Below are 24582 nucleotides of genomic sequence, written 5' to 3' on the forward strand. Positions count from 1 at the left end.
GCCGAGGCCTCACGGTTCGCTCGGGGTCCGGCGCCGCCGTGACTTGAGACGGGACCCCAGCCCTTGCCGCAATCCCAAGCGCCACTGTGGCCACGACGGCCGCCACAATCGCAGTCGCCTCAACGCCGCATGCACGTCCCGCCCTCGCTTCCGAGACGCTGGTCGACGTGACGACAGCGCTCGGCTAACGAGCGATGCGATCAGGAGATAGATGGTCTTCGGGCCCCCGATGCGGGAGGCCGCGGCGCGGTACACGTGCCGGCCGATTCTTGCCCGGTGAGCAAAGCCGCTGAGGTCACGCCCGGACGGCCGATGGGAAAATCCGACCTCGATCTCGCTGATGGAAGCCGCGCGCGAGGCCGCATCGAGCGTCAAGGCGATCTCGAGACCGAATCCGTCGGCGAGCTCCAGCGAACGCAGCAGCGGACCCCGCAGGGCGCGCTGGCCCGACAGCGGCTCTGCCAGCGTCAGCCCGGTCTCGGCGCGCAGTACGCGCGCCGCGAAGCCCTTGACGAATCCGAACCCGCCCCCGCCAGGGGGGGATTCGAACGCGGCGATCGTCATGTCGGCCGTTCCCAGCGCAACCGGCCGCAGCAGTTCGCCGGCCAGCGCAGCGGTGCGGCCTAGATCGGCATCGATGAGCAGGTACGCGTCGGGGGCACCGGAGGCGGCAATGCCCGCGGCAATCGCGGCTCCCTTGCCGCGATTGCGCGCGAGCTCAATGACGCGCGCCCCTGCGGCGGCCGCAACCGCGGCCGTGCGATCGGACGACCCGTCGTCGACCACGATGACATCGAGCACATCTGGCACGGTCCGCAGCGCCGTCACCGTGGCTCCCACCGTGTCGGCCCGGTCGTATGCGGGCACGATTGCCACGGCGTGTGTCATGACGGGCCCAATCCGTGCTCGGGATCGGCCGAGGAGAAGTGACGGATCTCGGGCAGATCCTCGAGCGCCACGAGCAGCGCCAGATCGCCCGAGAAGGTGTCCACGCCGTCGACGCTCGAGAACGAGGCGGCGAGCAGTGGGTCTGACCGAACCCTTTCGAGCACAGCGCCGTATCCGATGCCTGCGGCGTCGCGGGCGGGCACCTCGACAATCACGCCGCTGCCCGAGTATCCGTCGTCAGCGATGACCGTCAACAGGTCGAACACGAAGTCCTCGTTCAGCCCTGCTGCAGCTGCATCGGTCACCACCACAAGGCGCAGTCCCTCCCCGCCGAGCAGGTGCAACGCGACTGCACCGGTGCCGTCGTGGGTGACCAAGCCCAAGTCGCGAAGCAGTGTGAGCGTCGTGCGCGTCCGAGGGGCCAACAGGAAGCCGCGCGAGAAGCCGTCGAGCGCACCGGCGTCGGTGACCGCGTTGACGTCGGCATTGAGTGCTCGGCTCGATCCGGCCTCCGATGGCCGCAGGAGCGCCTGGGGCACCAAGAAGCGCAACGCCCTGCGCACCGCGTTGCGGCTGTCGCCTGCGAGCGAGAACGCTACAGCAATTCGTTGGCGCACTTCGGAGTCATAGAGGCGCAGATCGTCGCTGAGCCACAGCACACCGCCGAGTTGTGTATCGGTTGCTGCCAAGCGGGCTCTGATGGCGACAACCGCGTCGGTGTCGGTGTTCTCGGGTGCAACGATCAGCGTTGTCGTGCCGCTCAAACGCCCTTGCGGAAGGTATGGGCGGACCAGATCCTCGACCTCGAACCGTTCGGACCGCGCGGCGTCGACGCTCGCAAGCGCTTCGGAACGCGCCGCCTCAGCCTCGTCACGCGCCGCCTCGGCTTCGGCACGCCTGTCGATCGCCTCCTCAGTGTCGGCTTGAAGCTGGTCCACCCGGGATTCCAGATTGCTGACCAACACCGAGTCCACAAACGTCGAGCCCAGCGCCAGGCCGATTGCCAAGGCCAGGAAGACGGCCGCGATGGACACGATGTGGTAGCGGAGGTTGACCATTCAGAGGCCCATGTTGATCCACAGCGTGCGCAGCAGAAGCCGGCCTGGCTCGGTCACTGCGGCAATGACGCCGATAGTGACCAGCGCCGAGACGATCAGCATCGCCATGTCGCGCTTGCGCACTTGGGTGCGGTACAGACGGCTCACACCCTTTGCATCCACGAGTGCCGAGGACACCTGCATCCGGGTGAGGAAGGTGGATGCCATGCCGCGGCGGCCCTTGTCGAAGAAATCGACCATTGAGGTGTGGGACCCGACCTCCACAATCTGCTCTGCGCGCTGCTCAAATGCCAGTCGCAATGCGACGTCCTCGCTGGTGCCGGGCGCCGCAATGACGTCATAGCTCAGGCCTGCATCATCAAGGCGTCGAGCACCCGGCGCGCCCCCCTCGGGATAGCCATGCACGATGAGCTGCGCCCCGCAGTTCAGCGCCCGCGGCGAGACTGAGTCGAAGTCGCCGATGATGATGTGCGGCACGAGACCTGCTTCGAGGAGCGCATCCGCCCCTCCGTCCACACCGATGAGCACCGGCCGCATGTCCGACATATAGCCCGAGCGCCGAAGTGCCGCGAGATCTTCGCGGTAGTCGATGCCGCGCACCACCACCAGCACGTGGCGGCGGCGCAGTTCGTGTCGCAGCGGAGGGATGTCCAATTCCTCGGTGAGGATCTGCGGCTCCTTTTCGAGGTACTCAAGCGTGTTGCGGGCGAAGCTCCCCAATTCGCTGCGCACCGCAATGCGCGCCGATTCGAGCACATGCTCGAAGTACTCGGCGTCGCGGCGGTAACCGGTCCCGATCACCTCGCCGCCGCGCAGGACCTCGTCGCCGGCAATTGCGATCTCGTCGCCCTCTCCCAACGCCTTGAATGCAGCCTCGCCGATGTCCTCCAGCACGGGCACCCCGGCCTGAGCGAGCGTGAGGCCGCCGAGCGCCGGGTACCGTCCGCTCATCGTCGGCACAGCGTTGACCACGGCCGCCGCCCCGGCTGCCAAGAGCCCATCGGCGGCGACCCGATCGAGATCTGCGTGGTGGATGACTGCTATCTCGCCTCGTTCCAAGCGTCGGAGCAGGTTCTTGGTGCGGCGGTCCACGCGGCACCGGCCCGCCAATTCAGCGTTGGCCCCGTCTTGGCGGCGCCGCACACGCCGGCGGCGAGCCGTCTGTGCGTCGCGGGACAAGCTCACGGGACTGCGCCGCTGCGCGCTGGCTCAGCAACCACCGCTGCGTCCCCCTCGTCGGCGAGCTCAGCCGTCGCTGCGTCGATGTCCGGCTGCGTTCCATCGAGCGCCGGTCGCTTCGCAGCGGCATTGTCGAGCAGTTCGCTTGCGTGCTGGCGGCCGCTTGCCCAGTGGGGCTGACCCGCAAGCATCCGCGCCAATTCGCTCACACGTTCGGTGCCAGTGACCGCGACCAGATCCGACGCCACCGTTGCGCCGTCGTCGGTCTTGCGCACCGCCACATGGTGATGCGCAAATGCCGCGACCTGCGGGAGATGGGTCACCACCAGCACCTGGTGGTTCTTGGTCAGCGAGGCCAGCGCTTGACCGACGGCCACCGCCGTCTCGCCGCCGATGCCGGCGTCGACCTCGTCGAACACCAGTGTCGGCGGACCAGCGGTCAGCACCAGCCGCAAGGCCAGCATCACCCGTGCCAGCTCGCCGCCGGAGGCCACCTTGGACAGCGGGCCGGGCGGAACACCCCGGTTCGCGCTGAAGCGCAGCTCGACGCTGTCGCTCGGCGGGCCGCCCGATACGCCGACATCCAGCGTGCCGCCGGGCAGCGCCAGCGACGCCAGGTGCTCGGTCACGGCGGCAGCCAGCCCCGGAGCAGCCGCTCGGCGAGCTGCAGCGACGGTCTGTGCCTCGCTGTCCATGTGGCGCTGCGCTGCGATGATGCCCGACTCCAGTTCGATCGCCAGCTCCTCGTGGTGTTCCAGCTGCGAGAGGCGCTCGGCAGCGCGGGCGCCGAACGACATCACCTCAGCGAGTGTGTCGCCGTACTTGCGCGTCAACTCACGCAGCAGTTGGTGCCGTGCGCGGACATCGGCCAACGCACCGGGATCGTCTTCGATCGTCTCGAGCACGCTCCGAAGCTGCGCCACGGTGTCGTCCAGCTCCGCGGCCACGGCCCCGAGTCGCTCGCTCAGGGGGGCAAACGCCTTCCGGCCACCCAGCGCGGCCAAAGCGCTGCCCAGCTTGTCGATGACGCCGTCGTCACCGGCGAGTGCGTGGCGGGCCGCGTGCCCCTCCCCGAGGTGAGATGTCGCATCCGCCAGCAGGTCTTCGCGCTCCGCGATCCGTTCCAGCTCGTCGAGGTCCTCCAGCTGCGCGGCGGCAATCTCGTCGACCTGGTACCGCAGGAGATCGATTTCCTGTGCCCTGGCACGTGCATCGCCGCCGAGCACTGCCAGGTTCTCAGCCAGTGCCCGCAGCTCCTCACGTGCTGCCGCCAATGGATGCAGGTCCACGCCGCCCCAGCGGTCCAGCGCCTCACGCTGGGTGCGCGGCCGCAGCAACGACTGGTGCTGGTGCTGCCCGTGCAGGTCGATGAGCCCGGCTCCCAGCTCGGTGAGCTCCGGTGCCGAAGCCATGGTGCCGTCCATGTAGGCACGGCTGCGGCCTGCGGCTGGAATCACGCGACGCAGCACCCCTTCGCTGCCATCAGGGTTCACGAACCTGCCTTCGACGACTGCTTCGGTCGCGCCTGCCCGCACCATCGCAGGATCAGCTCGCCCGCCCACGAGCAGCTGAACCGCCTGCACAACGAGCGTCTTGCCGGCTCCCGTCTCGCCGGTCAATGCCGTCATTCCCGCGCCGAGCACCAGGCTGGCTCGCTCGATTACCCCGAGATTGCGCACCGCCAGCTCTGCAAGCATCAGCAGCTCCTGCCGCTTTCCGGTCGACCGCAAGGGTCCGGTGGCTGCCGCTGGCAGGGCATTGGTCGCTCGCTCATCGACGCAAACTCAGCGATCCTTGAGGCCGAACTTGTGCTTCAGCACGCGATGGAAGCTGTCGCCGCCGGCGGTGACGAACTGTGCCTCGTATGGGGCGCGCGTCACCACGAGCTCGTCACCTGTCTGCAGCATTGTGGCCGAACGCCCATCCACTGCGGCCAGCGCCGGCCGCTCGCTGACCACCCGGATGCCGATCTCGGTGTCGGGTGGCAGCAGCAGCGACCGATCGAACAGCATGTGCGGCGCGACGGGCGTGACCTGCAGGGACGAATGCGTCGGCGCAACGACGGCTCCTCCCGCAGAGAGGCTGTACGCGGTGGAACCGGTTGGTGTGGACACGATGAGACCGTCTGTCGCATAGGTCGCGAACATGTCGCCGTCGAGCCAGACTTCCAGCCTGACCGTGTGGCCCGGATCGCGCTTTTCGAGGACGACTTCGTTCAAACCGGTCCACGTATCTGCGTCGTGGGGGTCGGGGTCGTCGGGATCTTCGCCAGGTCGCCGGCGCACGGTGGCGCTGACCATCATCCGCACCGATATGCCCAGCGTCCCCTCGAGCGCCGCGGCAACCGTCTCGGTGAGCTGTGCAGGCTCGAATTCGGTCAAGTAGCCGAGGTGGCCGACGTTGACGCCGAGAACCGGCACTCCTGCGGCCGCCACCAGATCGAACGAGCGCAACATGGTGCCATCGCCGCCGACGCTCACGGCGAGATCCGGCATGGTGCCGATCGGCTCGTCGGCTGCGAGTTCGCTGCGACCGATGGCCGATGCCTCCACACGTCCCAGCTCGACGGTGTGACCCTCGCTCTCGAGCCAGTCCACTAATCGCTTCGATGCCGACACTGCCTCGGCGCGCTCGGCATGAGCGATGATCAGCACCGCGCTCATCGAGTTGCTCCCCCGTCGTCGCGTGTGCCGTCGACACGCTGGATTGCCCTGTCGATTGCGGCATCGAGGTCAAACGCGGCGGCGGTTCGGGAGGCGCCGACGACGTGGCTCGGTTGGTCCGCAGCGCGACGGCAGTACAGGAAGAACTCGACATTGCCCGCCGCACCTCGCAGCGGCGAAACGGCGACGCCTGCCGGCACCAAGCCGCATCCGGACGCGCTCGCTGCCACCTCGCTGAGCACCCGCCGCCACACCTCGGGGTCGCGGACCACGCCCTTGCCCCGTGAGGCTTCCCGCCGGCCGGCTTCGAACTGCGGTTTGGTAAGCAGCACCGCATCCCCGCCGGGTGCGGTACACGCCGCCAGGTTCGCCATCACCGTTCGCAGCGAAATGAACGACAGGTCGGCGGTCACGATGTCTGCCGCACCGCCGATGTCAGCGGCCCCCACATGACGCACGTTGCAGTGCTCTCGCACCGTGACCCGGGTATCGGTGCGCAGACGTGCATCCAGCTGACCCCAGCCAACGTCGGCCGCCACAACCTGAACTGCGCCTCGCTGCAGCAGGCAGTCCACAAACCCGCCCGTCGAAGAGCCGGCGTCAAATGCGCGCCGCCCAACGACGGGGACCCCAAAGGCGTCCAGCGCTGCATCGAGTTTGTCGCCGCCGCGTGACACGAATCGGGCAGGTTCACCGCTGAGCTGGACCGGCTCCGCGGCCGCCACCATCCGTGAGGGCTTCTGCGCGACGGCACCGCTGACGAGCACCCGACCACCGGAGATGAGTGCCTGCGCGGCCGCCCGTGACGGCGCCATGGCTCGGCGCACCAACTCGTTGTCGAGGCGTCGTCGCACGGCGTTCATGCAGCCGAAAGTACCAGCGCGCCCATCGGGCGCCGCAGCGAATTCTCAGACACGGCCGCGGCGGTCTTGCCGCCGCGAGCCTCGGGGCACGAGATGGATCTCAGACGTACCAAGTACCGCGTGCACGCAGCAACTGTCCGATGTCCGCGGGGCCCTGCTTTTCCTGGGCTGCGGCCAGCTGTCGCGTGGAAGCCATTGCGTACTCACTGCGCCGCACGGCACGGAATACGCCGATCGGAGTCGGCTCAAAGGGTCCGCGTGCAAGACGGGCCAGCATGAACGCCGTCGACGGATCGTGCTTGGTCTCGTCGTGGGTGAGCAGCTCGTCAGGACTCACATCGACTGAGTGGATGACCCGGGCGCAGCCAGACTCGTCAATGACGCCGAACTCGCCATCAGCCCCGAACCGGATGGGTTCGCCATGCGTCAGCGGGATCAGATTGGCGTCACGATTCTGCTTCTTCGTGACACCTTCGAAGGCGCCGTCGTTGAAGACGTTGCAGTTCTGGAACACCTCCACGAACGCGGCGCCCTCGTGTTCGTGCGCCCGCCGGAAGGTTTCCATCATGTGCTGGCGGTCCATGTCGTGGGTACGGGCCACAAACGAGGCCTCAGCTCCGAGCGCCACTGCCAGCGGGTTGAACGGGGCGTCCAACGAACCCATCGGCGAGCTCTTGGTGACCTTTCCGATCTCGCTGGTGGGGCTGAACTGGCCCTTGGTGAGGCCATAGATCTGGTTGTTGAACAACAGGACCTTGATCTTGACGTTGCGACGCAACGCATGAATCAGGTGATTGCCGCCGATCGACAGCATGTCGCCGTCACCGCCGATCACCCACACGTCGAGATCGGGCCGCGCCATTGCCAGACCGGTGGCGATCGCAGGTGCTCGGCCGTGGATGCCGTGCACGCCGTAGGAGTTCATGTAGTACGGGAAGCGGGCGGCACACCCGATGCCCGAGACGAACACCGTGTTGTGCGGCTCGGTGCCGAGGCTCGGCATCAGCATCCGCATCGCCGTGAGGATGGAGTAGTCGCCGCAGCCCGGGCACCAGCGGACCTCCTGGTCGGTGGCCCAGTCTGCGGGCTGTGTGGTCGGCGTGAAAGAGGTGTCGGTCATCGTGCTTTAGGCCTCTGTCTGTGCTCTGAGTGCTCGTTGGGAGATTGTTCCGGCTTGTGCCAGTTGCGATTCGTGCGTCGTATGTCGTGTGTGTGGATTTGCGTCGTCGGCTTCTATGTGGCTGCCAACTCCTCGAGGCGCTTGCGTACCCCGGCGGTCACTTCTCTCGTGGTGAAGGGCACGCCGTCGATCTTTCCGATGTGTTCGACATCGATCAGGTACTTCGCTCGCACGAGATCGCTGAGCTGGCCCTTGTTCATCTCGGGGCACACCACGGCCCGGTAGCGCCGCAGCACGTCGCCAAGATTCGTCGGCAGCGGATTGAGGTGTCGCAGATGCACGTGTGCGATCTGGAAGCCAGCCTCTCGCAGCCGTCCGGCGGCGGCGTCGATGGCCCCCCATGTGGACCCCCAGCCCAACACGACGAGATCAGCATCGACGTCGCCGGCGATTTCGACATCGGGCACGTCGACACCGTCGATCTTGGCCTGCCGCAGGTCCACCATTAGCTGGTGATTCTCGGGCTCGTAGGAGATGTTGCCGGTGCCGTCCTCCTTCTCGATGCCACCTATGCGGTGCATCAAGCCAGGCGTGCCGGGAATGGCCCACGGTCGGGCCAGAGTCTCCGGATCTCGTAGGTACGGCAGGAAGATGCCGTCGCCGTCCTCGTTGGTGCCGTTGAACTCGGTGGCGAAGTCGACCCCGATGTCAGGCAGCGTGCCGACGTCTGGGAGCAGCCACGGCTCGGAGCTGTTGGCCAGGAAGCCATCAGACAGCACGATCACCGGCGTCCGGTACTTCAAGGCGATGCGCGACGCCTCGATCGCGATGTCGAAACAATCGGCCGGGCTGCGCGGCGCCACCACGGGCAGCGGCGACTCAGAGTGGCGCCCGTACATGGCCATCATCAAGTCGGCCTGCTCGGGCTTGGTCGGCAGTCCCGTGGACGGACCGCCGCGCTGGATGTCGAGCACCACCAACGGGAGCTCCAAGCTCACCGCGAGGCTGAGCGTCTCGCCCTTGAGGGCCAGGCCTGGCCCCGACGTGGCGGTGAACGCCAGCGCTCCGCCGAAGGCCGCCCCCACAGCGGACGCTGCAGCGGCGATCTCGTCTTCGGCCTGGAAGGTCCGCACGCCGAAGTTCTTCTTCAGCGACATCTCGTGCAGGATGTCCGACGCCGGGGTGATCGGATATGAGCCCAGGAACACCGGCAGGCGCGCCAGCTGACCCGCCACGACGCAGCCCCACGCCAGCGCCGTGTTGCCGTTGACGTTGGTGTACTCGCCAGGTGCCAGCGGGGCCGGCTTGACCTCGTAGTGCGCCTCGAAGATCTCAGCGGTTTCGCCAAAGTTGTAGCCGGCCTTGAAGGCGGAGGTGTTGGCGTCAATGACCTGAGTGCGACCCCGGAACTTGGTGTTGATGAATTCGATGGTCGGCTCGGTCGGCCGGGTGTACATCCACGAGATCAACCCGAGCGCGAAGAAGTTCTTGGACCGTTCCGCGTCGCGCTGCTTGACGCCGTGCTCAGCCACCGCGTCCCGGGTGATCTGGCTCATCGGCACCGGGTATGCCCGGTAGTCGTCAAGCGTGCCGTCTTCGAGCGGGTTGGAGGAGTAGCCGGCCTTCTCGAGGTTGCGGTCGGTGAAGGCATCGGTGTTGATGATCAGCGCGCCGCCCTGCGTGAGATGGTGCAGCTGAGCCTTCAGCGCAGCGGGGTTCATGGCGACCAGCACTGTCGGAGCGTCGCCCGGCGTGGTGATGTCGAAGTCCGAAATGCGTACCTGGAAGGCCGAGACGCCCGCCAGTGTCCCCTGCGGGGCGCGGATCTCGGCGGGGAAATCCGGCAGGGTCGACAGGTCGTTTCCGAGGGCTGCGGAGATACTCGTGAACTGATCTCCGGTCAACTGCATGCCGTCGCCGGAGTCACCGGCGAATCGGATGATGACCTCGTCGATCTCCTGCAGCGGCAATTCGCGCGATGCGGTGTCGGTCACAGTACCTCCTGGGGGGGATGGCTCCTGGGGGAAGACGGCTCCTGGGGGATTTCAGCCGCTCCAGGCGACCACGCTAGCCGCGGCCGCACCGATGCAGCCGGGTTGGGGTCACCTGTCAGGCGATGGTCACCGCCGGGTCCGAATACACGTCCTGGATGGCGCCGAGCAGCTCGACGCCCTCGACCATTGGCCGTTGGAAGGCCTTGCGTCCCGAGATCAGCCCGATGCCGCCCGCTCGCTTGTTGACGACCGCAGTGGTGACGGCCTCGGTCAAGTCCGTGGCGCCCGAGCTGGCTCCTCCCGAGTTGATCAACCCGACACGTCCCATGTAGCAATTGGCCACTTGCCAGCGGCACAGGTCCACTGGATGATCCGATGTCAGCCGGTCGTACACGGCAGCGTGGGTCTTGCCAAAACCCGAGACGGAGACGAAAGCGCCGTTGTTCTCGGGCAGCTTCTGCTTGATGATGTCGGCCTCGATTGTCACGCCGATGTGGTTGGCTTGCCCGGTGGCGTCGGCGGACACATGGTGGTCAACGCCGCCTGCTTCGTTGGACAGGTTGATGGCTGGGTTGCGGAGGTAGCACCACAGCACGGTGAACATGCCGAGCCGGTGTGCTTCCTCGAACGCAGCGGCTACCTCAGTGATCTGCCGTCCGCTCTCAGCCGAGCCAAAGTAGATGGTGGCTCCGACGCCAGCGGCGCCGAGCTCATGCGCCCGGGCGACCGAACCGAACATGATCTGGTCGTACTTTGCGGGATAGGTCAGCAGCTCGTTGTGGTTGAGCTTGACGATGAATGGGATGCGATGCGCGTAGCGGCGGGACACCGCCCCCAGCACGCCGAACGTGGTCGCCACGGCATTGCAACCGCCCTCGATCGCCAACTCCACAATGGAAGCTGGATCGAAGTAGATCGGGTTGGGGGCGAACGAAGCAGCCCCGGAGTGCTCGATTCCCTGGTCCACCGGCAAGATCGAGACATAGCCGGTGCCGGCGAGGCGGCCGTGGTCGAACAATGACTGAAGGCTCCGCATGACCTGGGGTGAACGGTCGGTGCCGGCTACGACGTCGGTTACGAAGTCCGGCCCGGGCAGGGTGAGCAGATCCCGCCCGATGCCTTCACACTTGTGGTCCAGCAAATAGGAGGCCTGCTCGCCCAGCAGGCGCTCGATGTCGGTAGTCACGTTGTGCCGCTTGCCTCGCGCGATCGGGCGGCGCCGGTACTGAGGGCCGGTACTGAGGGCGGCGCTCGCCGAATGACGGGATCACTCTACCCGCGCGCTCGCGGCGGAAGGCTGATCCGGCAGGGATTTCTTGAAGTTGTGCGCTATCGCTAGGCGTTGTGCGTGCCGAGTGCTGCCAACCGGTCCTGCACATCAACGAATTCGGGCTCGACATCGGCAATCCGGGCGAAGCCGCGCCGGGCCCGCTGCAAGTCCCCGATCCGGTCGTACAGATCTGCGAGCGCGTACCACAGCCTGAGGTGGTGCTCCTGAGGGCCCTTAGGGCGCAGCGGACCCGCCTCAAGCAAGCGAATGGCGTCGCGTGGGCGGCCTTCGTCCGTCAGCGCACCCGCAGCCACGATGCGCCCCTCGGTGATCGTCTCAGCGTCAGGATCGGCGTGCCTCAGCCGATCCCAGACGTCGTGCACGTCGTTCAGCCGGCCCAGTGCCCGGTAGCAGTCCGCGAGCACTGGCAGCTGGTCGATAGCCCTGGTAAGCGCCTCATATTGCTCGAGCCGGTGTGACGCCGCAGTCCAGCGACCAAGGCGGTACAGCGTGAGGCCGTAGAGCTCCTGCACCTCCGCGACGGCCGCATATCTCGACGCCAGTGGTCGGAGCGTGCTGAGCGCGTCGCCGAATCGTTCTGCCAGAAAGTCCTCTCCTGCATCGCGCAGGCGATGAGCGAGTCGGTCCCGTTCGGATGCCGGCAGGTCTCGCACCGATGCTGGGTCCAGCTGGGGCACATCCAGCCGGACTCTCGGCCGACGCCGGGGCTGTGTCTTTGTCGTCTTCGTCGCGGCACGCTGGAGGGGCTCCGGGCCCTGAGGCACCGAAGGTCGCGGTTCTTGGCGGACCGGCACCCCCGCGGCATACGCGTCCCCCCGGTCGGCCCCCGGGATCGGCCGAAGCACAGAAGCGCCCTTGCGTGCAACCCCGCCCCAATCTGTCCGCCGGGCCGCTCGCTCTGCCACCTCGTCGACAGGCTTGTCACCTCGACGAGGAGGTCCAGACCGACGCTGCTCACGTTGGCCCCCAGGGCGGCGATCTTTCCCAGGTCGGTCATTTCGACCGCGGCCGGACTCGCCTCGACGACCGGGACCTTGCCGTCGATCGCTGTCGCGATCGGGGCGCCGCTGCGGGCCTCTGCGAGGCGGGCGCCGGTTCTGCGTCACTCCTCGAGACTAGATGATTAGTTCCAAGGGGTCGGGTCCACCGGTTGTGGGGTGAGGGTGTCCAAGCTCGGGGTGTGTATTCACGCTTCGATCTTGGAGGTTCTCAGCATGGGCCCGGACTTGGACACCCTCGCGACCGCACTGTATGTGAGGATCGATGACCTGTTGGCGCAGAACCCTGGGTGGGCTCCGCGGCGGCCTGTGGTGGGGTTCGCCCCGAAGCTGTCGGACGCGGAGCTGGTCACCTTGGCGGTGATCTCGGCGCTGCTGGGCTATGACAACGAGTCGCAGTTCGTGCGCTACGCGAGAGCGCATCTGGGGCCGTGGTTCCCGTATCTGCCCAACCGCGACGGCTACAACAAGCGGCTGCGGCGCAGCGCCGAGATGATCGCTCGTGTCATGGGATGCCTCGCACGCGAGTGCGAGTCGTGGCACGACGACGTGTGGCTGGTGGACTCCACCCCGGTCGAGTGCGGCACCAGCCGCGAGACCCAAAAGCGCTCTGACCCGAATTTGACGGGTTGGGGTGCGTGTTGGGCGGGTGTCGGGTTTGTGACCTGCGGGTTTGGGTGCGGCGAGGTTGTTCCGTGATGGTTTTGTAGGGGCGACATTTGCAGCTTGGCGGGAGTGGTGGGTGTTATGCTGCTGGGGTGTTCGTGAAGACGACGAGGCGGCGCAGGGGCGACAAGACGTATGAGTATCTGTCTTTGGTGGAGTCGGTGCGCGACGGCGCGAAGGTCGGGCACCGCACGCTGCTGCGGCTGGGCGAGGCCTCAGCGCTGCGACGCTCGGGCCAGCTCGAGCGCATCGTCGCAGCCTTGGAGGCCCATCTGGAACGCGAACGCGTCGATCCTGGGGCGGTGGAGGCCGAGGGGGCGCCCGCGGCGGGCGGGGTGGCGTGCGCGGCGGCGGTGTGGGAGCGGCTGGGCCTGGGCGGCTGGTTCGCCGAGGCGGGATCGGCGCGCGGCGCCGACCGGCTGGGCGACGCGGTGTTCGCGATGACGGCGAACCGGCTGGTCGCGCCGTGCTCGAAGCGGCGGCTGCCCGAGTGGGCCGCAGCCGACGTGGTCATGCCCGAGGGGTGGTCCGCTCCGTCGCCGGCGCAGTACTACCGGGCGCTGGACGCCGTCGCGGACGTCAAGGACTCGACCGAGGAGTTCCTGTTCGGTCGGCTGTGCGACCTGACCAGCCTGGACCTGCGGTTCGTGTGCTATGACCTGACCTCGACCTATCTGGAGGGCTCCACGGGTCCCTCGGAGCGGTTCGGGTCCAAGGCGTTCGGCTATTCGCGCGACCGGCGCCCGGACCGGCCCCAGGTCGTGATCGGGCTGCTGTGCACCGGCGACGGCGTCCCGATCGCGCACCACGTGTTCGCCGGGAACACCAACGACGCGTCCACGCTGCCCGGCGTGCTCGCCGACCTCACCGAGCGGTTCGCGGTCGGGAGGATCTGCGTGGTCGCGGACCGGGGCCTGGTCTCGGCGGGCAACGTCGCCGCGGTCGCCGACGCCGGCTGCGACCACGTGCTCGCCACCCGCCTGCACCGCGACAAGGCCTGCCGCGAAGCCCTCGAGACCATCGGCGCCGACACCGCCTGGACCGACGTGGCCGCCTGTCGGTGCCGCGCCGCCGAGGCCGTCCTCGCCGACGGCACCCGAGCCATAGTCGTGGAGTCCGACGCCCGCGCCCGACGCGACACGCGGCGCACAGCCGAGCTCGTCGCCCGCGCCGAAGCCGGCCTGGTCGCCCTCGAACACAGAGTCCGGGCCGGACGGCTCGCAGACCCCGCCCTGATCGGACGCGCCGCGCAGCGCGTCCTGGGGCCCAGCGGCGTCGCCGCCCTGTTCGACCTCGAGATCGCGCCCGGCCGGTTCGTCTACCACTACGACGAACACGCTCACGCCTACGAGAGACTCCTCGCCGGCCGCTACGTGCTCACCACCAGCCTTGACGCCCAACAGGCCCCCACCGCACGCGTCGTCGCCGCCTACCGTCAGCTCGCCGACGTCGAAGACCGGTTCCGGACCCTCAAGGACTTCCTGCGGCTGCGCCCCATACGGCACTGGACCGAAAAACGCGTCCGCGGCCACATCGCCGTGTGCGTCTACGCCGCTTTGGCCGAGACCCTCATCTCACGCGACCTCCAAACAGCCCACATCGCCGACCCCGACCAGCCCGACCAGCACCTCACCGCCGCCCGAGCCCTGCGAGAACTCGACCGCATACGCCAAGTCCGCCTCACCGCCCACGACAAGCACATCACCCTCACCACCCGCCGCAGCCCCCTCCAAAACCAGATCCTCGCCGCCACCCACACCCCCACACGCACCTGGGACAAAGCCCGCATCCACTAACGCGTACCCCCTCCCCAGAACCGATGTAGTGGAAACACCAACCCGCGCGCCCCCACTGACCTGCCAAAACGCAAAACACCCGTCAAACTCGGGTCTGACCTCGCGGGATGGGCCCAATACGGCTACTGCGCGTCGCATTCCCGCTGGTTCTGGGGCTTGCGGCTGCATCTTGTGGCCACCCCGGCGGGGCTGCCGATCGCGTTCGCTCTCGCCGGCGCGAAAGCCGACGAACGCGACGTCTGCGCCGACATGATCGACGCCGCCGGGATCGCCCGGCCGGGCCAGACCCTCATCGCCGACAACCGCTACCGCTCTGCTGCGTTCGAAGCCGACCTCAACGACGTCGGCATCACCGTGCTGCGCCCCGCCACCCGATCCGAGGCCCCACGGCCCGGCGCCAGATTCCTGCGGCCCCTGCGCCAGATCATCGAATCGATCAACCAGACCCTCAAAGGCCAGCTCAGCCTCGAACGCCACAAAGGCCGCACCAAAGCCGGCGTCGCCGCGCGCATCGGCGCCCGGCTCCTCGCCCTCACGGCCGCCATCTGGCACAACGAGACCTACCACCGAACACGCCCCAGCCGCTCACTCACCGCCTACGACCACTAAACCCTTGGAACTAATCATCTAGGCCCCGAACGCGAAGAACCCCCGCCGCTAACACGACGGGGGTTCAGGGTTCCGGCAGCGACCTACTCTCCCAGGGGAATTGCCCCCAAGTACCATCGGCGCTGGCAGGCTTAACTTCCGTGTTCGGAATGGGAACGGGTGTGGCCCTGCCGCCATAACCACCGGAGATCCAGTGCGTACGGTCGTGCCGTATGCACAGTTCCAGTTCGCGTGCGAGATATCTCGCACGGCGACTCCTGCAAAGCGATGCACGCTCAGCGCACTACGTGGTGCGCTTCTTCGAGGCTGAGTATCGATACCAAGCCCTCGGCCGATTAGTACCGGTCTGCTGAACACATTGCTGTGCTTACACATCCGGCCTATCAACGTGGTTATCTTCCACGGGCCTTACCTGGTTGTACCAGTGGGAGATCTCATCTTGGAACAGGCTTCGCGCTTAGATGCTTTCAGCGCTTATCCCTTCCGCAGGTCGCCAACCAGCCGTGCTCCTGGCGGAACAACTGGCACACGAGAGCTGCGTCCATCCGGGTCCTCTCGTACTACGGACAGCTTTCCTCAAATCTCCTACAGCCACAGAGGATAGGGACCGAACTGTCTCACGACGTTCTAAACCCAGCTCGCGTACCGCTTTAATGGGCGAACAGCCCAACCCTTGGGACCTGCTTCAGCCCCAGGATGCGATGAGCCGACATCGAGGTGCCAAACCTTCCCGTCGATATGGACTCTTGGGGAAGATGAGCCTGTTATCCCCGGGGTACCTTTTATCCGTTGAGCAACGACGCTTCCACACGCAATCGCTGGATCACTATGCCCTGCTTTCGCACCTGCTCGACCTGTATGTCTCACAGTCAAGCTCCCTTGTGCCATTGCACTCGACGACTGATTGCCAACCAGTCTGAGGGAACCTTTGGGCGCCTCCGTTACCATTTGGGAGGCGACCGCCCCAGTCAAACTACCCGCCTGGCACTGTTCCCGAACCCGTTGAGGGTCCTAGGTTAGAGTTCCGACATGAGCAGGGTCGTATTTCAAGGTTGACTCCACGCACGCTGGCGCGTACGCTTCCTCGTCTCCGACCTATCCTACACAACACGTGCCACAACCCAATACCAGGTTATAGTAAAGGTCCACGGGGTCTTTCCGTCCTTCTGTAGCTAACGAGCATCTTTACTCGTACTTCAATTTCGCCGGGTCTGTGGTTGAGACAGTGGGAAAGTCGTTACGCCATTCGTGCAGGTCGGAACTTACCCGACAAGGAATTTCGCTACCTTAGGACCGTTATAGTTACGGCCGCCGTTTACCGGGGCTTAGGTTCACAGCTTCGCTCCAAAGAGCTAACCGTTCCCCGTAACCTTCCGGCACCGGGCAGGCGTCACAGCGTATACATGGTCTTACGACTTCGCACGCTGCTGTGTTTTTAGTAAACAGTCGCTTTCCCCTATTTTGTGACACCCCTTCCGGCTCAGGCAGCTAGTGCCGTCACCATCATGGGGTCATCCTTCTCCCGAAGTTACGGATGCAATTTGCCGAGTTCCTTAACCACAGTTCTCCCGTTCGCCTGAGTATGCTCTACCTGCCTACCTGTGTTGGTTTAGGTACGGGCACCGCGTGAACTCGCTAGAGGCTTTTCTAGGCAGCATGGAATCAGTGACTTCGCCTGTAGCGGCTCGGCATCGCGTCTCAGACTTCATGGGGTCCGGATTTACCTAGTCCCCGTCCTACACGCTTACCCCAGGTCTACCATCGCCTGGGTTCACCTATCCTCCTGCGTCCCCTCATTGCTGTCCTCAGTGCGGTGGGTCGGTTCGTCTTTCCCCGAAGGGAAGACAGCCCCTTAGCAACCGCATTTTGGACTGGGCGCGCACGCGGTGGTACCGGAATATCAACCGGTTGTGCATCGACTACGCCTCTCGGCCTCGCCTTAGCTCCCGACTAACCCTGGGAGGACCAGCCTTCCCCAGGAACCCTTGGGCTTACGGCGGAGGGGATTCGCACCCCTCTCTCGCTACTCATGCCAGCATTCTCACTCGTACCCGCTCCACTGGCGCTCACGCTCCAGCTTCGCAGCAGGCACGACGCTCCCCTACCCCTCAAATCCACCCGTAGGTGAATTCAAAGACGCGGCTTCGGCGGTGTATTTAGCCCCGTTACATTATCCGCGCAGGACCACTCGACCAGTGAGCTATTACGCACTCTTTCAAGGGTGGCTGCTTCTAAGCCAACCTCCTGGCTGTCTGGGCAATCCCACATCGTTTGCCACTTAATACACACTTAGGGGCCTTAGCCGGCGTTCTGGGCTGTTTCCCTCTCGTCCAACGAAGCTCATCCCCCGTGGACTCACTGCCGCACTCTGGAGCCATGGCATTCGGAGTTTGACTGGGGTCGGTAAGCTTGTGGGCCCCCTAGCCCAATCAGTGCTCTACCTCCATGGCTGAACGTGCGACGCTGCACCAAAATGCATTTCGGGGAGAACCAGATATCACCGTGTTTGATTGGCCTTTCACCCCTATCCACAGGTCATCCGCCCAGTTTTCAACCTAGGTCGGTTCGGGCCTCCACGGAGTCTTACCTCCGCTTCACCCTGCCCATGGATAGATCACACGGCTTCGGGTCTACAGCATGCGACTGTGCGCCCTATTCGGACTCGCTTTCGCTCCGGCTTCCCATCACTGGTTAACCTTGCCACACACCGTAACTCGCTGGCTCATTCTTCAAAAGGCACGCTGTCGCGCACGGACACGAATGTCCGGTAGCGCTTCAACTGCTTGTAAACCAATGGTTGCAGGTACTATTTCACTCCCCTCCCGGGGTACTTTTCACCTTTCCCTCACGGTACTAGTTCGCTATCGGTCGCCGAAACATATTTAGCCTTACGAGGTGGTCCTCGCAGATTCACGCCGGCCTTCACGGAACCGGCGCTACTCGGGAGCAATCCCAGGAGACAAACAGATTTCGCGTACGGGGCTGTCACCCTCTTTGGCCCGCCTTTCCTGTACGGTTCCGCTATCTGCTTGTTTTGTAACTCCTTGACCGATCTGGTGTTCGGTCGGGGATGTCCCACAACACCGATCCGGCAACGCCACCAGGCTTTACCACCGGACTCGGTTTAGGCTGTTCCCATTTCGCTCGCCGCTACTCCGGGAATCGCTGTTGCTTTCTTTTCCTCAGGGTACTGAGATGTTTCAATTCCCCTCGTTCCCTCGAACTGCCCTATAGATTCAGGCAGACGTGACACCCGATAAAAGGTGCCGGGTTTCCCCATTCGGATGTCCACGGATCAAAGCCTATTCGGCGGCTCCCCGTGGCTTATCGCAGCCTATCACGTCCTTCATCGGTGTTCGGCGCCAAGGCATTCACCATTGGCTCTTCGTAGCTTGGTATATCGATACTCAGTCTCGAAGAATCAAAATCCCTCCATCGCTCTTGAACACGTTTAAGCGGCAGCTATTTCGTGCCACTCAACGGTCGCCAGCGACGAGGGTTTGATGCTCGTGCATCGCTATGCAGTTATCAGAGAGCTGCGACGCCATGGCGCGACACAGCGCTCCCTGGCAGCAGAACAGAGGACGAGCCGACTGAAACCGGCTGATGAAGAACATCAGCCAATGGATCCAGGCAGCACCAGTGCTCCAACTGGGAATCTCCGTCTGAGAACCGAGACCTCGGTGGTCTCGGTCTCGGAGGTGACTCCTTAGAAAGGAGGTGATCCAGCCGCACCTTCCGGTACGGCTACCTTGTTACGACTTCACCCCAATCGCTAACCCCACCTTCGACAGCTCCCCCCCTTGCGGGTTGGGCCACTGGCTTCGGGTGTTGCCAACTTTCGTGGTGTGACGGGCGGTGTGTACAAGGCCCGGGAACGTATTCACCCCGGCGTTGCTGATCCGGGATTACTAGCGACTCCGGCTTCATGGAGTCGAGTTGCAGACTCCAATCCGAACTGAGACCGGCTTTCTGGGATTCGCTTGACCTCGCGGTTTCGCAGCCCTTTGTACCGGCCATTGTAGCATGTTTGCAGCCCTGGGCATAAGGGGCATGATGACTTGACGTCGTCCCCACCTTCCTCCGACTTGTCGCCGGCAGTCTCCCATGAGTCCCCGCCATTACGCGCTGGCAACATAGGACAAGGGTTGCGCTCGTTGCGGGACTTAACCCAACATCTCACGACACGAGCTGACGACAGCCATGCACCACCTGTGATGGGACCATAAGGAAACCGCATCTCTGCGGCTGTCCCCAACATGTCAAACCCAGGTAAGGTTCTTCGCGTTGCCTCGAATTAAGCAACATGCTCCGCCGCTTGTGCGGGCCCCCGTCAATTCCTTTGAGTTTTAGCCTTGCGGCCGTACTCCCCAGGCGGGGCACTTAATGCGTTAGCTACGGCACGGATTCCGTTGGATGGAACCCACACCTAGTGCCCAACGTTTACGGCGTGGACTACCAGGGTATCTAATCCTGTTTGCTCCCCACGCTTTCGCTCCTCAGCGTCAGTACCGGCCCAGAGTGCTGCCTTCGCTATCGGTATTCCTCCTGATATCTGCGCATTTCACCGCTACACCAGGAATTCTACACTCCTCTACCGGACTCTAGTCATGGCAGTATCGAGTGGCGTCTCAGAGTTGAGCCCTGAGTTTTCACACCCGACTTACCAAACCGCCTACGAGCCCTTTACGCCCAATGAATCCGGACAACGCTTGCGCCCTACGTATTACCGCGGCTGCTGGCACGTAGTTGGCCGGCGCTTCTTCTGCAGGTACCGTCAATTTCGTCCCTGCTGAAAGGGGTTTACGACCCGAAGGCCTTCTTCCCCCACGCGGCGTCGCTGCGTCAGGCTTGCGCCCATTGCGCAATATTCCCTCCTGCTGCCTCCCGTAGGAGTCTGGGCCGTGTCTCAGTCCCAGTGTGGCTGATCGTCCTCTCAGACCAGCTACCCGTCGATGCCTTGGTGAGCCATTACCTCACCAACAAGCTGATAGGCCGCGAGACCCTCCCGGAGCACCGGAGCATTTCCTGAACGCACCATGTGGTGCAGGCAGGGTATCGGGTATTAATCCAGGTTTCCCTGGGCTATTCCCATCTCCGGGGTAGGTTTCTCACGTGTTACTCACCCGTTCGCCACTTCCCCATTGAGACCGAAGTCTCGGGTTCGTTCGACTTGCATGGATGAAGCGCGCCGCCAGCGTTCGTCCTGAGCCAGGATCAAACTCTCCATCGAGATCGAGGCCTGCTGTGTCGTTGCGGCCACCAAGGTGGCCGTGCCGCTGCAACCGCCGAAGCGGCTGCGACTAGACATCGCAAGCACGATCGAAGAGCCCGTGACGCGATCTGAGGGGAAATCCCCTCTCCTGCGACAACTGGCTGGAATTGGTGCACCGTCGCATGTCGGCCCGCTCGAGGCGAGCCTGATGCTCCGGCACGAATAAGTTGGTCCCCGGTCTGGGTAGACCGCGGACCGGCTGTGTGGTTCGACCGGCGGCTGGAATCCAGCAGCCGATCGCCCGCACTGGCGTTTTCGTCCTCTGTTCTGTTGTCAAGGAGCGCTGCTGAGGCGAAGCCGCCGGCAGCTGACACTCAATCGGCGTCTGCCGCTGCCCTCTGCGAAGGAGTGCTGCGGGGGACGCCGCCGGAGGTGTCGGGCCCCTCCGGCCGGCAAAGCGGCCTGCGAGGGGGAGGCATGACACTACAGGGGGCGACCCACCTCCGCAACCACTCTCAGTCACAGATTTCGCCTGTACGCGGCGCTGTCAGGGCGCGGTCGCCACGTGCCAGCGCTTCTTGCCTCGCCGCAGCAGCACATAGCGGCCATAGAGCAGGTCGTTCGCCCCGACGCGGCGGTCGGGATCGCTGGTGCGATCGCCGTTGATGTACACGCTGCCCTCGGCGAGCGCCCTGCGAGCTTCGCTGCGGCTGTGAGCCAATTCGGCGTCGACGAGCACGTCCACTACGGATGCACCGAGCACTCGCAGCTGGCCCGAAGGGACTTCTTCGACCACGAACGCCAGCGCTGGTGCCGACACCTCGCGCAGCGACGCCATCCCGCCGAACAGCACCTCACTGGCCCCGGCCGCAGCGGTGGCCGCCGCATCTCCGTGCACGATGCGCGTGATCTCGGTTGCCAGGCGCCGTTGGCCCTCGCGACGGCCCGGATCGGCCTCGTGCGCAGCAGTGATGTCCTGCACTTCCGCGATATCGAGGAACGTGAGCTGAGCCAGCAGCTTGCCCACGTCGGCATCATCAGCACCGACCCACGTTTGGTAGAAGCGGTAAGGACTCATGGCGTCGGCGCTCAGCCACAGTGTCTCGCCACCAGCCGTCTTGCCGTATTTCGTGCCGTCATTGCGCGCCAACAATGGCCAGGTCAGCGCGTGGGCGGAGCGTCCCAGCCGGCGCCGAATCAAATCGATGCCCAGCACGATGTTGCCCCACTGATCAGAGCCGCCGACCTGCAGTTCGCACTCGACGTTCTCGGCCAGCCAGAGGTAGTCGTACGCCTGCAGCAGCATGTAGCTGAACTCGGTGTAGGACAGCCCATCACCTTCGTCCAGTCGGTTGCGGACCGACTCCTTGCCGACCATTTGCTGCACGGTGACGTGCTTGCCGACGTCTCGCAGGAAGTCGAGCACGCCGACACCGACAGTCCAGGCGCGGTTGTCAAGCAGCCGTGCTGCGGAGGTCCCGTCGTCGAAGTCCAGGAATTGCCGCAGCTGCGGCACGATCCCTTCGAGGTTGCGGGCCAGAGCGTCGTCATCGAGCAGGTTGCGCTCAGTCGAGCGCCCGCTGGGGTCGCCGACCATGCCGGTCGCCCCGCCAGCGAGGGCTATCGGACGGTGCCCGCCCAGCTGCAGCCGACGCAGCGTCAGCAGTCCCATGAGGTTGCCCACATGGAGGCTGGCGGCGGTGGGGTCGAATCCGCAGTACACAGTGATCGGGCCGGACTCCAGACGCTGCGCGAGCGCCCGACGGTCGGTCGTCTGATGGATCAGACCGCGCGCATCGAGGTCAGCCAGGACGTCCACGCCGCCAGTCTGCCTGACAGGTCGCGCCATCAGGTCACAGCGAGGTCACGACGGGCACGCGCCCGATGGGTCCCGACATCTGGCTAGCTGCGAGGCGTCCAACGAAAGGCCCGCACCGTGACCAGCACTCCGAACACTCCCCACACACCGATGATCACCCAGCGCCACACCGGCATCGGCACGCCCTCAGCGAAGGGATCAAAGGTGCGCCCCAGCGCATGGGCGAGGTGCTTGATCGGGAAGATGTCGCCGATGAAAGTCATCCAGCGCGGTGCTGTGTCCGAGGGAATGAACACGTCGGACACGAAGTACAGCGGCAGCACACACATGTTGGTGATCGCAGGCGCCGCCTGCTCGCTCGGGCAGACGCAGGTGATAGCCAAGCCCAGGGCGGAGAACGCAGCCGCCCCCACAAGCAGGGAGATGAACAGGCTCGGCAGGGCGGCGAGCTGGATTTCGACGCCGTAGCCGAGCCAGCCGATGCCTATCACCAGCACGGTCATCAGCGCCGTCAGGACCAGCGACGAACCGACCTGCCCGCCCACGTAGACCCAAGGCCGCAGCGGTGTCGCCCGCATGGCCTTGAGCACTCCGTTCTCGCGCTTGATTACCGTGACGATGGCCGCGTTCATGAAGTTGGCCGAGACAAGTGCCAGCGCCAGGATTCCCGGGACGTACACCGTTGCGACGCGTGCCCCGGTAGAGCTCATGATCTCGTTGCCGAAGATTGACGTGAAGATCACCAGGAACACGAGCGGCAGCACCACCGTGAAGAACGTGGCGGCGGGGCTGCGCCAGAAGCCCAGCAAGTTGAACGAGGTCTCACTGCGGAGCTGTCGAAGGGCCCTCAAGAGTCTGAGCCAGTCAGCGCCAGGTAGGTGTCTTCCAGCGTGGGCGGCCGGACCGCCAGCGAGTCCAGCCGCGTGCCAGCCGTGTCGGCCGCAGCCAGCAGCTCCCGCACCACGCCTCCCACATCTGCGGTGACCAGTTCGTGGCGCAATCCGCCCGCTGCTCCTGCGGCGGCAGTACCCGGCGGCATCGAGGAGCCGTCGCCGTTCAGCAATTCACGCAACTTGTCCGGCAGGCGGCTCGGTTCCAGTTCCGCCGCTTCCCAGCTAATGCGCGCCCCCATAGCGGCGAGGGCAGCCAACTCGGATGCGGTGCCGTTCGCCACGATGCGTCCACGGGAGATCACCACGATCCGATCGGCGAGGTGATCCGCCTCGTCCATGTAGTGAGTGGTCAGGAGCACGGTCACGCCCAGCGTTCGCAACCCGCCGATGGTGTTCCAGGCCTCACGGCGAGCGGCTGGGTCGAAGCCTGTCGTCGGCTCGTCCAGGAAGACCAACTCCGGATCGCCGATCAGTGCCAGGGCCACGGCCAGACGTTGCTTCTGGCCGCCTGACAATCGTCGGGTTCGAGTCCGGGCGGCATCGGAGAGCCCGACCCACTCGAGCACTTCGGCGGTCGGGCGCGGAGAGCGGTAGTACGCGGACCACATCGTCACGATTTCCGATGCGGTGAAGTCGCCCTCGTGCTTGGCGCCTTGCAGTACGACGCCGATGCGCTCACGCCACGACGCAGTGGCCTCGGCCGGATCGACACCCAGCACCCGAATCTCGCCCGATGTCCGGGTTCGCAGACCCTCCAAGATCTCGACCGTGGTGGTCTTGCCCGCCCCATTCGGCCCGAGGAATGCCAGGACCTCACCGGTCGCGACCGTCAGATCGACGCCCGCCACTGCCTCGACATCGCCATAGTGCTTGTAGAGCTGTGCGACCTCTATGGCGAGGTCCGCGCCGCCGTTCATCACGCGTGTCCACCGACCGCGGCGCTGCCGGGTGCGTCGGCTGTGTCGTCGTCGTAACGCTCGGGATGCGCCACCTGCGGCCGGACGGCGGCCGCGTACAGCAGGACGGCAGGCGGACCGATGAAGATGATGAGCAGGATCCAATCCATGCGGCGCCGGCCGGCTGCGGAGAATCGCTGACTGCCCAGCCGCAGAACATCTGCAATTCCCAGGATCATGATCACCGCGGCCACCGCAGCAACGATGATCAGCACCGTGCCGAAGTCCACGCGGTCACGCTACCGGGGAGGTCTTGCGCACCCGGCCGTGGAAGAGGCCACTCAAGCCCCGAGCGTCGAGACGGCTTCGGACACATAGAGCCCGGCGCCAGCGATGCCCGCAATGACGAGTCCTGCACCCGCCGACCACACGGTGCCGTTGAACAGGAGCCTCCCGCCAGCGGCGAGCACTACGGTCACCGCAACCGCTCCGAGCACCGCCCCGGGCACGTACGTGACGGCTATCCAGCCCGCCACCAGACCGCACAGGAACAGGACGGTGTCTTCGACCAGCCGAAGGACGCTGCGCACGCTCTCAACGTACGCTCCGGCAGACGCCTGAGGGCACGGTCCGT

Annotated in this window: 16 protein-coding genes, 3 rRNA genes and 2 pseudogenes; 3 read left to right on the top strand and 18 right to left on the bottom strand. The window is 65.2% G+C overall.

Features of this window, described 5'->3' with window-relative positions:
* Positions 1-9: 9 nt before the first annotated feature.
* The 10 genes from ACOQPH_RS08670 to ACOQPH_RS08715 all read right to left on the bottom strand — a co-directional run bounded on the left by ACOQPH_RS08670 (position 10) and on the right by ACOQPH_RS08715 (position 11733).
* Complete coding sequence (locus ACOQPH_RS08670) at positions 10-888, bottom strand: glycosyltransferase (RefSeq protein ID WP_420624228.1); 879 nt, start codon at positions 886-888, stop codon at positions 10-12.
* Entirely contained in the window at positions 885-1946 is a 1062-nt protein-coding gene (locus ACOQPH_RS08675) for a copper transporter (RefSeq protein ID WP_420624229.1), read from the bottom strand. The genes ACOQPH_RS08670 and ACOQPH_RS08675 overlap by 4 nt, the downstream gene beginning before the upstream one ends.
* A complete protein-coding gene (steA, locus tag ACOQPH_RS08680) occupies positions 1947-3131 on the bottom strand; it encodes a putative cytokinetic ring protein SteA (RefSeq protein ID WP_420624230.1) in 1185 nt (394 codons plus the stop codon). It lies immediately after the preceding gene.
* A complete protein-coding gene (gene recN, locus ACOQPH_RS08685; protein ID WP_420624231.1) occupies positions 3128-4822 on the bottom strand; it encodes a DNA repair protein RecN in 1695 nt (564 codons plus the stop codon). The genes steA and recN overlap by 4 nt, the downstream gene beginning before the upstream one ends.
* An 87-nt stretch (positions 4823-4909) precedes the next feature.
* Positions 4910-5788, bottom strand: coding sequence for an NAD(+)/NADH kinase (locus ACOQPH_RS08690; RefSeq protein ID WP_420624232.1), 879 nt, complete (start codon positions 5786-5788; stop codon positions 4910-4912).
* Entirely contained in the window at positions 5785-6651 is an 867-nt protein-coding gene (locus ACOQPH_RS08695; protein WP_420624233.1) for a TlyA family RNA methyltransferase, read from the bottom strand. The genes ACOQPH_RS08690 and ACOQPH_RS08695 overlap by 4 nt, the downstream gene beginning before the upstream one ends.
* 100 nt (positions 6652-6751) lie before the next feature.
* Positions 6752-7771, bottom strand: a complete 1020-nt coding sequence (locus ACOQPH_RS08700; protein WP_420624234.1) for a 2-oxoacid:ferredoxin oxidoreductase subunit beta — start codon at positions 7769-7771, stop codon at positions 6752-6754.
* 113 nt (positions 7772-7884) lie between these two features.
* Positions 7885-9765: a 2-oxoacid:acceptor oxidoreductase subunit alpha gene (locus ACOQPH_RS08705; RefSeq protein WP_420624235.1), complete on the bottom strand. Its 1881-nt coding sequence runs from the start codon at positions 9763-9765 to the stop codon at positions 7885-7887.
* Between the two features lie 115 nt (positions 9766-9880).
* Entirely contained in the window at positions 9881-10951 is a 1071-nt protein-coding gene (locus ACOQPH_RS08710; RefSeq protein WP_420624236.1) for a class I fructose-bisphosphate aldolase, read from the bottom strand.
* 149 nt (positions 10952-11100) lie between these two features.
* Complete coding sequence (locus ACOQPH_RS08715) at positions 11101-11733, bottom strand: hypothetical protein (RefSeq protein ID WP_420624237.1); 633 nt, start codon at positions 11731-11733, stop codon at positions 11101-11103.
* A 537-nt stretch (positions 11734-12270) separates the two neighbouring features.
* On the opposite strand from ACOQPH_RS08715, the pseudogene ACOQPH_RS08720 reads away from it, so the two are divergent.
* The 3 genes and pseudogenes from ACOQPH_RS08720 to ACOQPH_RS08730 all read left to right on the top strand — a co-directional run.
* A pseudogene (locus ACOQPH_RS08720) lies at positions 12271-12687 on the top strand (IS982 family transposase); the annotation flags it as partial.
* Positions 12688-12812: 125 nt separating this feature from the next.
* On the top strand, positions 12813-14516 hold the full coding sequence (locus ACOQPH_RS08725) for an IS1634 family transposase (RefSeq protein ID WP_420621888.1): 1704 nt from the start codon (positions 12813-12815) through the stop codon (positions 14514-14516).
* A gap of 75 nt (positions 14517-14591) precedes the next feature.
* Positions 14592-15125: pseudogene (locus ACOQPH_RS08730) on the top strand (transposase); the annotation flags it as partial.
* Between the two features lie 70 nt (positions 15126-15195).
* Here the strand turns inward: ACOQPH_RS08730 and rrf are convergent.
* The 8 genes from rrf to ACOQPH_RS08770 form a co-directional block, all read right to left on the bottom strand.
* Positions 15196-15312 (bottom strand): 5S ribosomal RNA (gene rrf / locus ACOQPH_RS08735).
* Positions 15313-15440: 128 nt separating this feature from the next.
* Positions 15441-18523: ribosomal RNA gene (locus ACOQPH_RS08740) — 23S ribosomal RNA — on the bottom strand.
* Positions 18524-18838: 315 nt separating this feature from the next.
* Positions 18839-20358, bottom strand: a 16S ribosomal RNA gene (locus ACOQPH_RS08745).
* The 16S, 23S and 5S rRNA genes sit together here, the layout of an rRNA operon.
* 529 nt (positions 20359-20887) lie before the next feature.
* Positions 20888-22159: a tyrosine--tRNA ligase gene (tyrS, locus tag ACOQPH_RS08750; protein WP_420624238.1), complete on the bottom strand. Its 1272-nt coding sequence runs from the start codon at positions 22157-22159 to the stop codon at positions 20888-20890.
* 83 nt (positions 22160-22242) lie between these two features.
* The gene (locus tag ACOQPH_RS08755; RefSeq protein ID WP_420624239.1) at positions 22243-23010 is read right to left on the bottom strand and encodes an ABC transporter permease; all 768 of its coding nucleotides are present in this window, start codon (positions 23008-23010) and stop codon (positions 22243-22245) included.
* Positions 23007-23969 carry an ABC transporter ATP-binding protein gene (locus tag ACOQPH_RS08760; RefSeq protein WP_420624240.1) on the bottom strand — a complete coding sequence of 321 codons (963 nt, stop codon included), beginning with the start codon at positions 23967-23969 and terminating at the stop codon, positions 23007-23009. The genes ACOQPH_RS08755 and ACOQPH_RS08760 overlap by 4 nt, the downstream gene beginning before the upstream one ends.
* Positions 23969-24238: a hypothetical protein gene (locus ACOQPH_RS08765; RefSeq protein WP_420624241.1), complete on the bottom strand. Its 270-nt coding sequence runs from the start codon at positions 24236-24238 to the stop codon at positions 23969-23971. The genes ACOQPH_RS08760 and ACOQPH_RS08765 overlap by 1 nt, the downstream gene beginning before the upstream one ends.
* Positions 24239-24289: 51 nt before the next feature.
* Positions 24290-24538, bottom strand: a complete 249-nt coding sequence (locus tag ACOQPH_RS08770; RefSeq protein ID WP_420624242.1) for a hypothetical protein — start codon at positions 24536-24538, stop codon at positions 24290-24292.
* Between the last annotated feature and the right edge of the window lie 44 nt (positions 24539-24582).

It is taken from the genome of Candidatus Poriferisodalis sp. (genome assembly GCF_965221945.1).
In the GTDB taxonomy this organism is placed as follows: Bacteria; Actinomycetota; Acidimicrobiia; order Acidimicrobiales; family Poriferisodalaceae; genus Poriferisodalis.

Bases quoted from the DNA above. Each gene is read 5' to 3' on its own strand.
- ACOQPH_RS08670 (WP_420624228.1), bottom strand. From the start codon at position 888: ATGACACACGCCGTGGCAATCGTGCCCGCATACGACCGGGCCGACACG.
- ACOQPH_RS08675 (WP_420624229.1), bottom strand. From the start codon at position 1,946: ATGGTCAACCTCCGCTACCACATCGTGTCCATCGCGGCCGTCTTCCTG.
- ACOQPH_RS08700 (WP_420624234.1), bottom strand. From the start codon at position 7,771: ATGACCGACACCTCTTTCACGCCGACCACACAGCCCGCAGACTGGGCC.
- ACOQPH_RS08760 (WP_420624240.1), bottom strand. From the start codon at position 23,969: ATGAACGGCGGCGCGGACCTCGCCATAGAGGTCGCACAGCTCTACAAG.
- recN (WP_420624231.1), bottom strand. From the start codon at position 4,822: ATGCTTGCAGAGCTGGCGGTGCGCAATCTCGGGGTAATCGAGCGAGCC.
- ACOQPH_RS08695 (WP_420624233.1), bottom strand. From the start codon at position 6,651: ATGAACGCCGTGCGACGACGCCTCGACAACGAGTTGGTGCGCCGAGCC.
- ACOQPH_RS08690 (WP_420624232.1), bottom strand. From the start codon at position 5,788: ATGAGCGCGGTGCTGATCATCGCTCATGCCGAGCGCGCCGAGGCAGTG.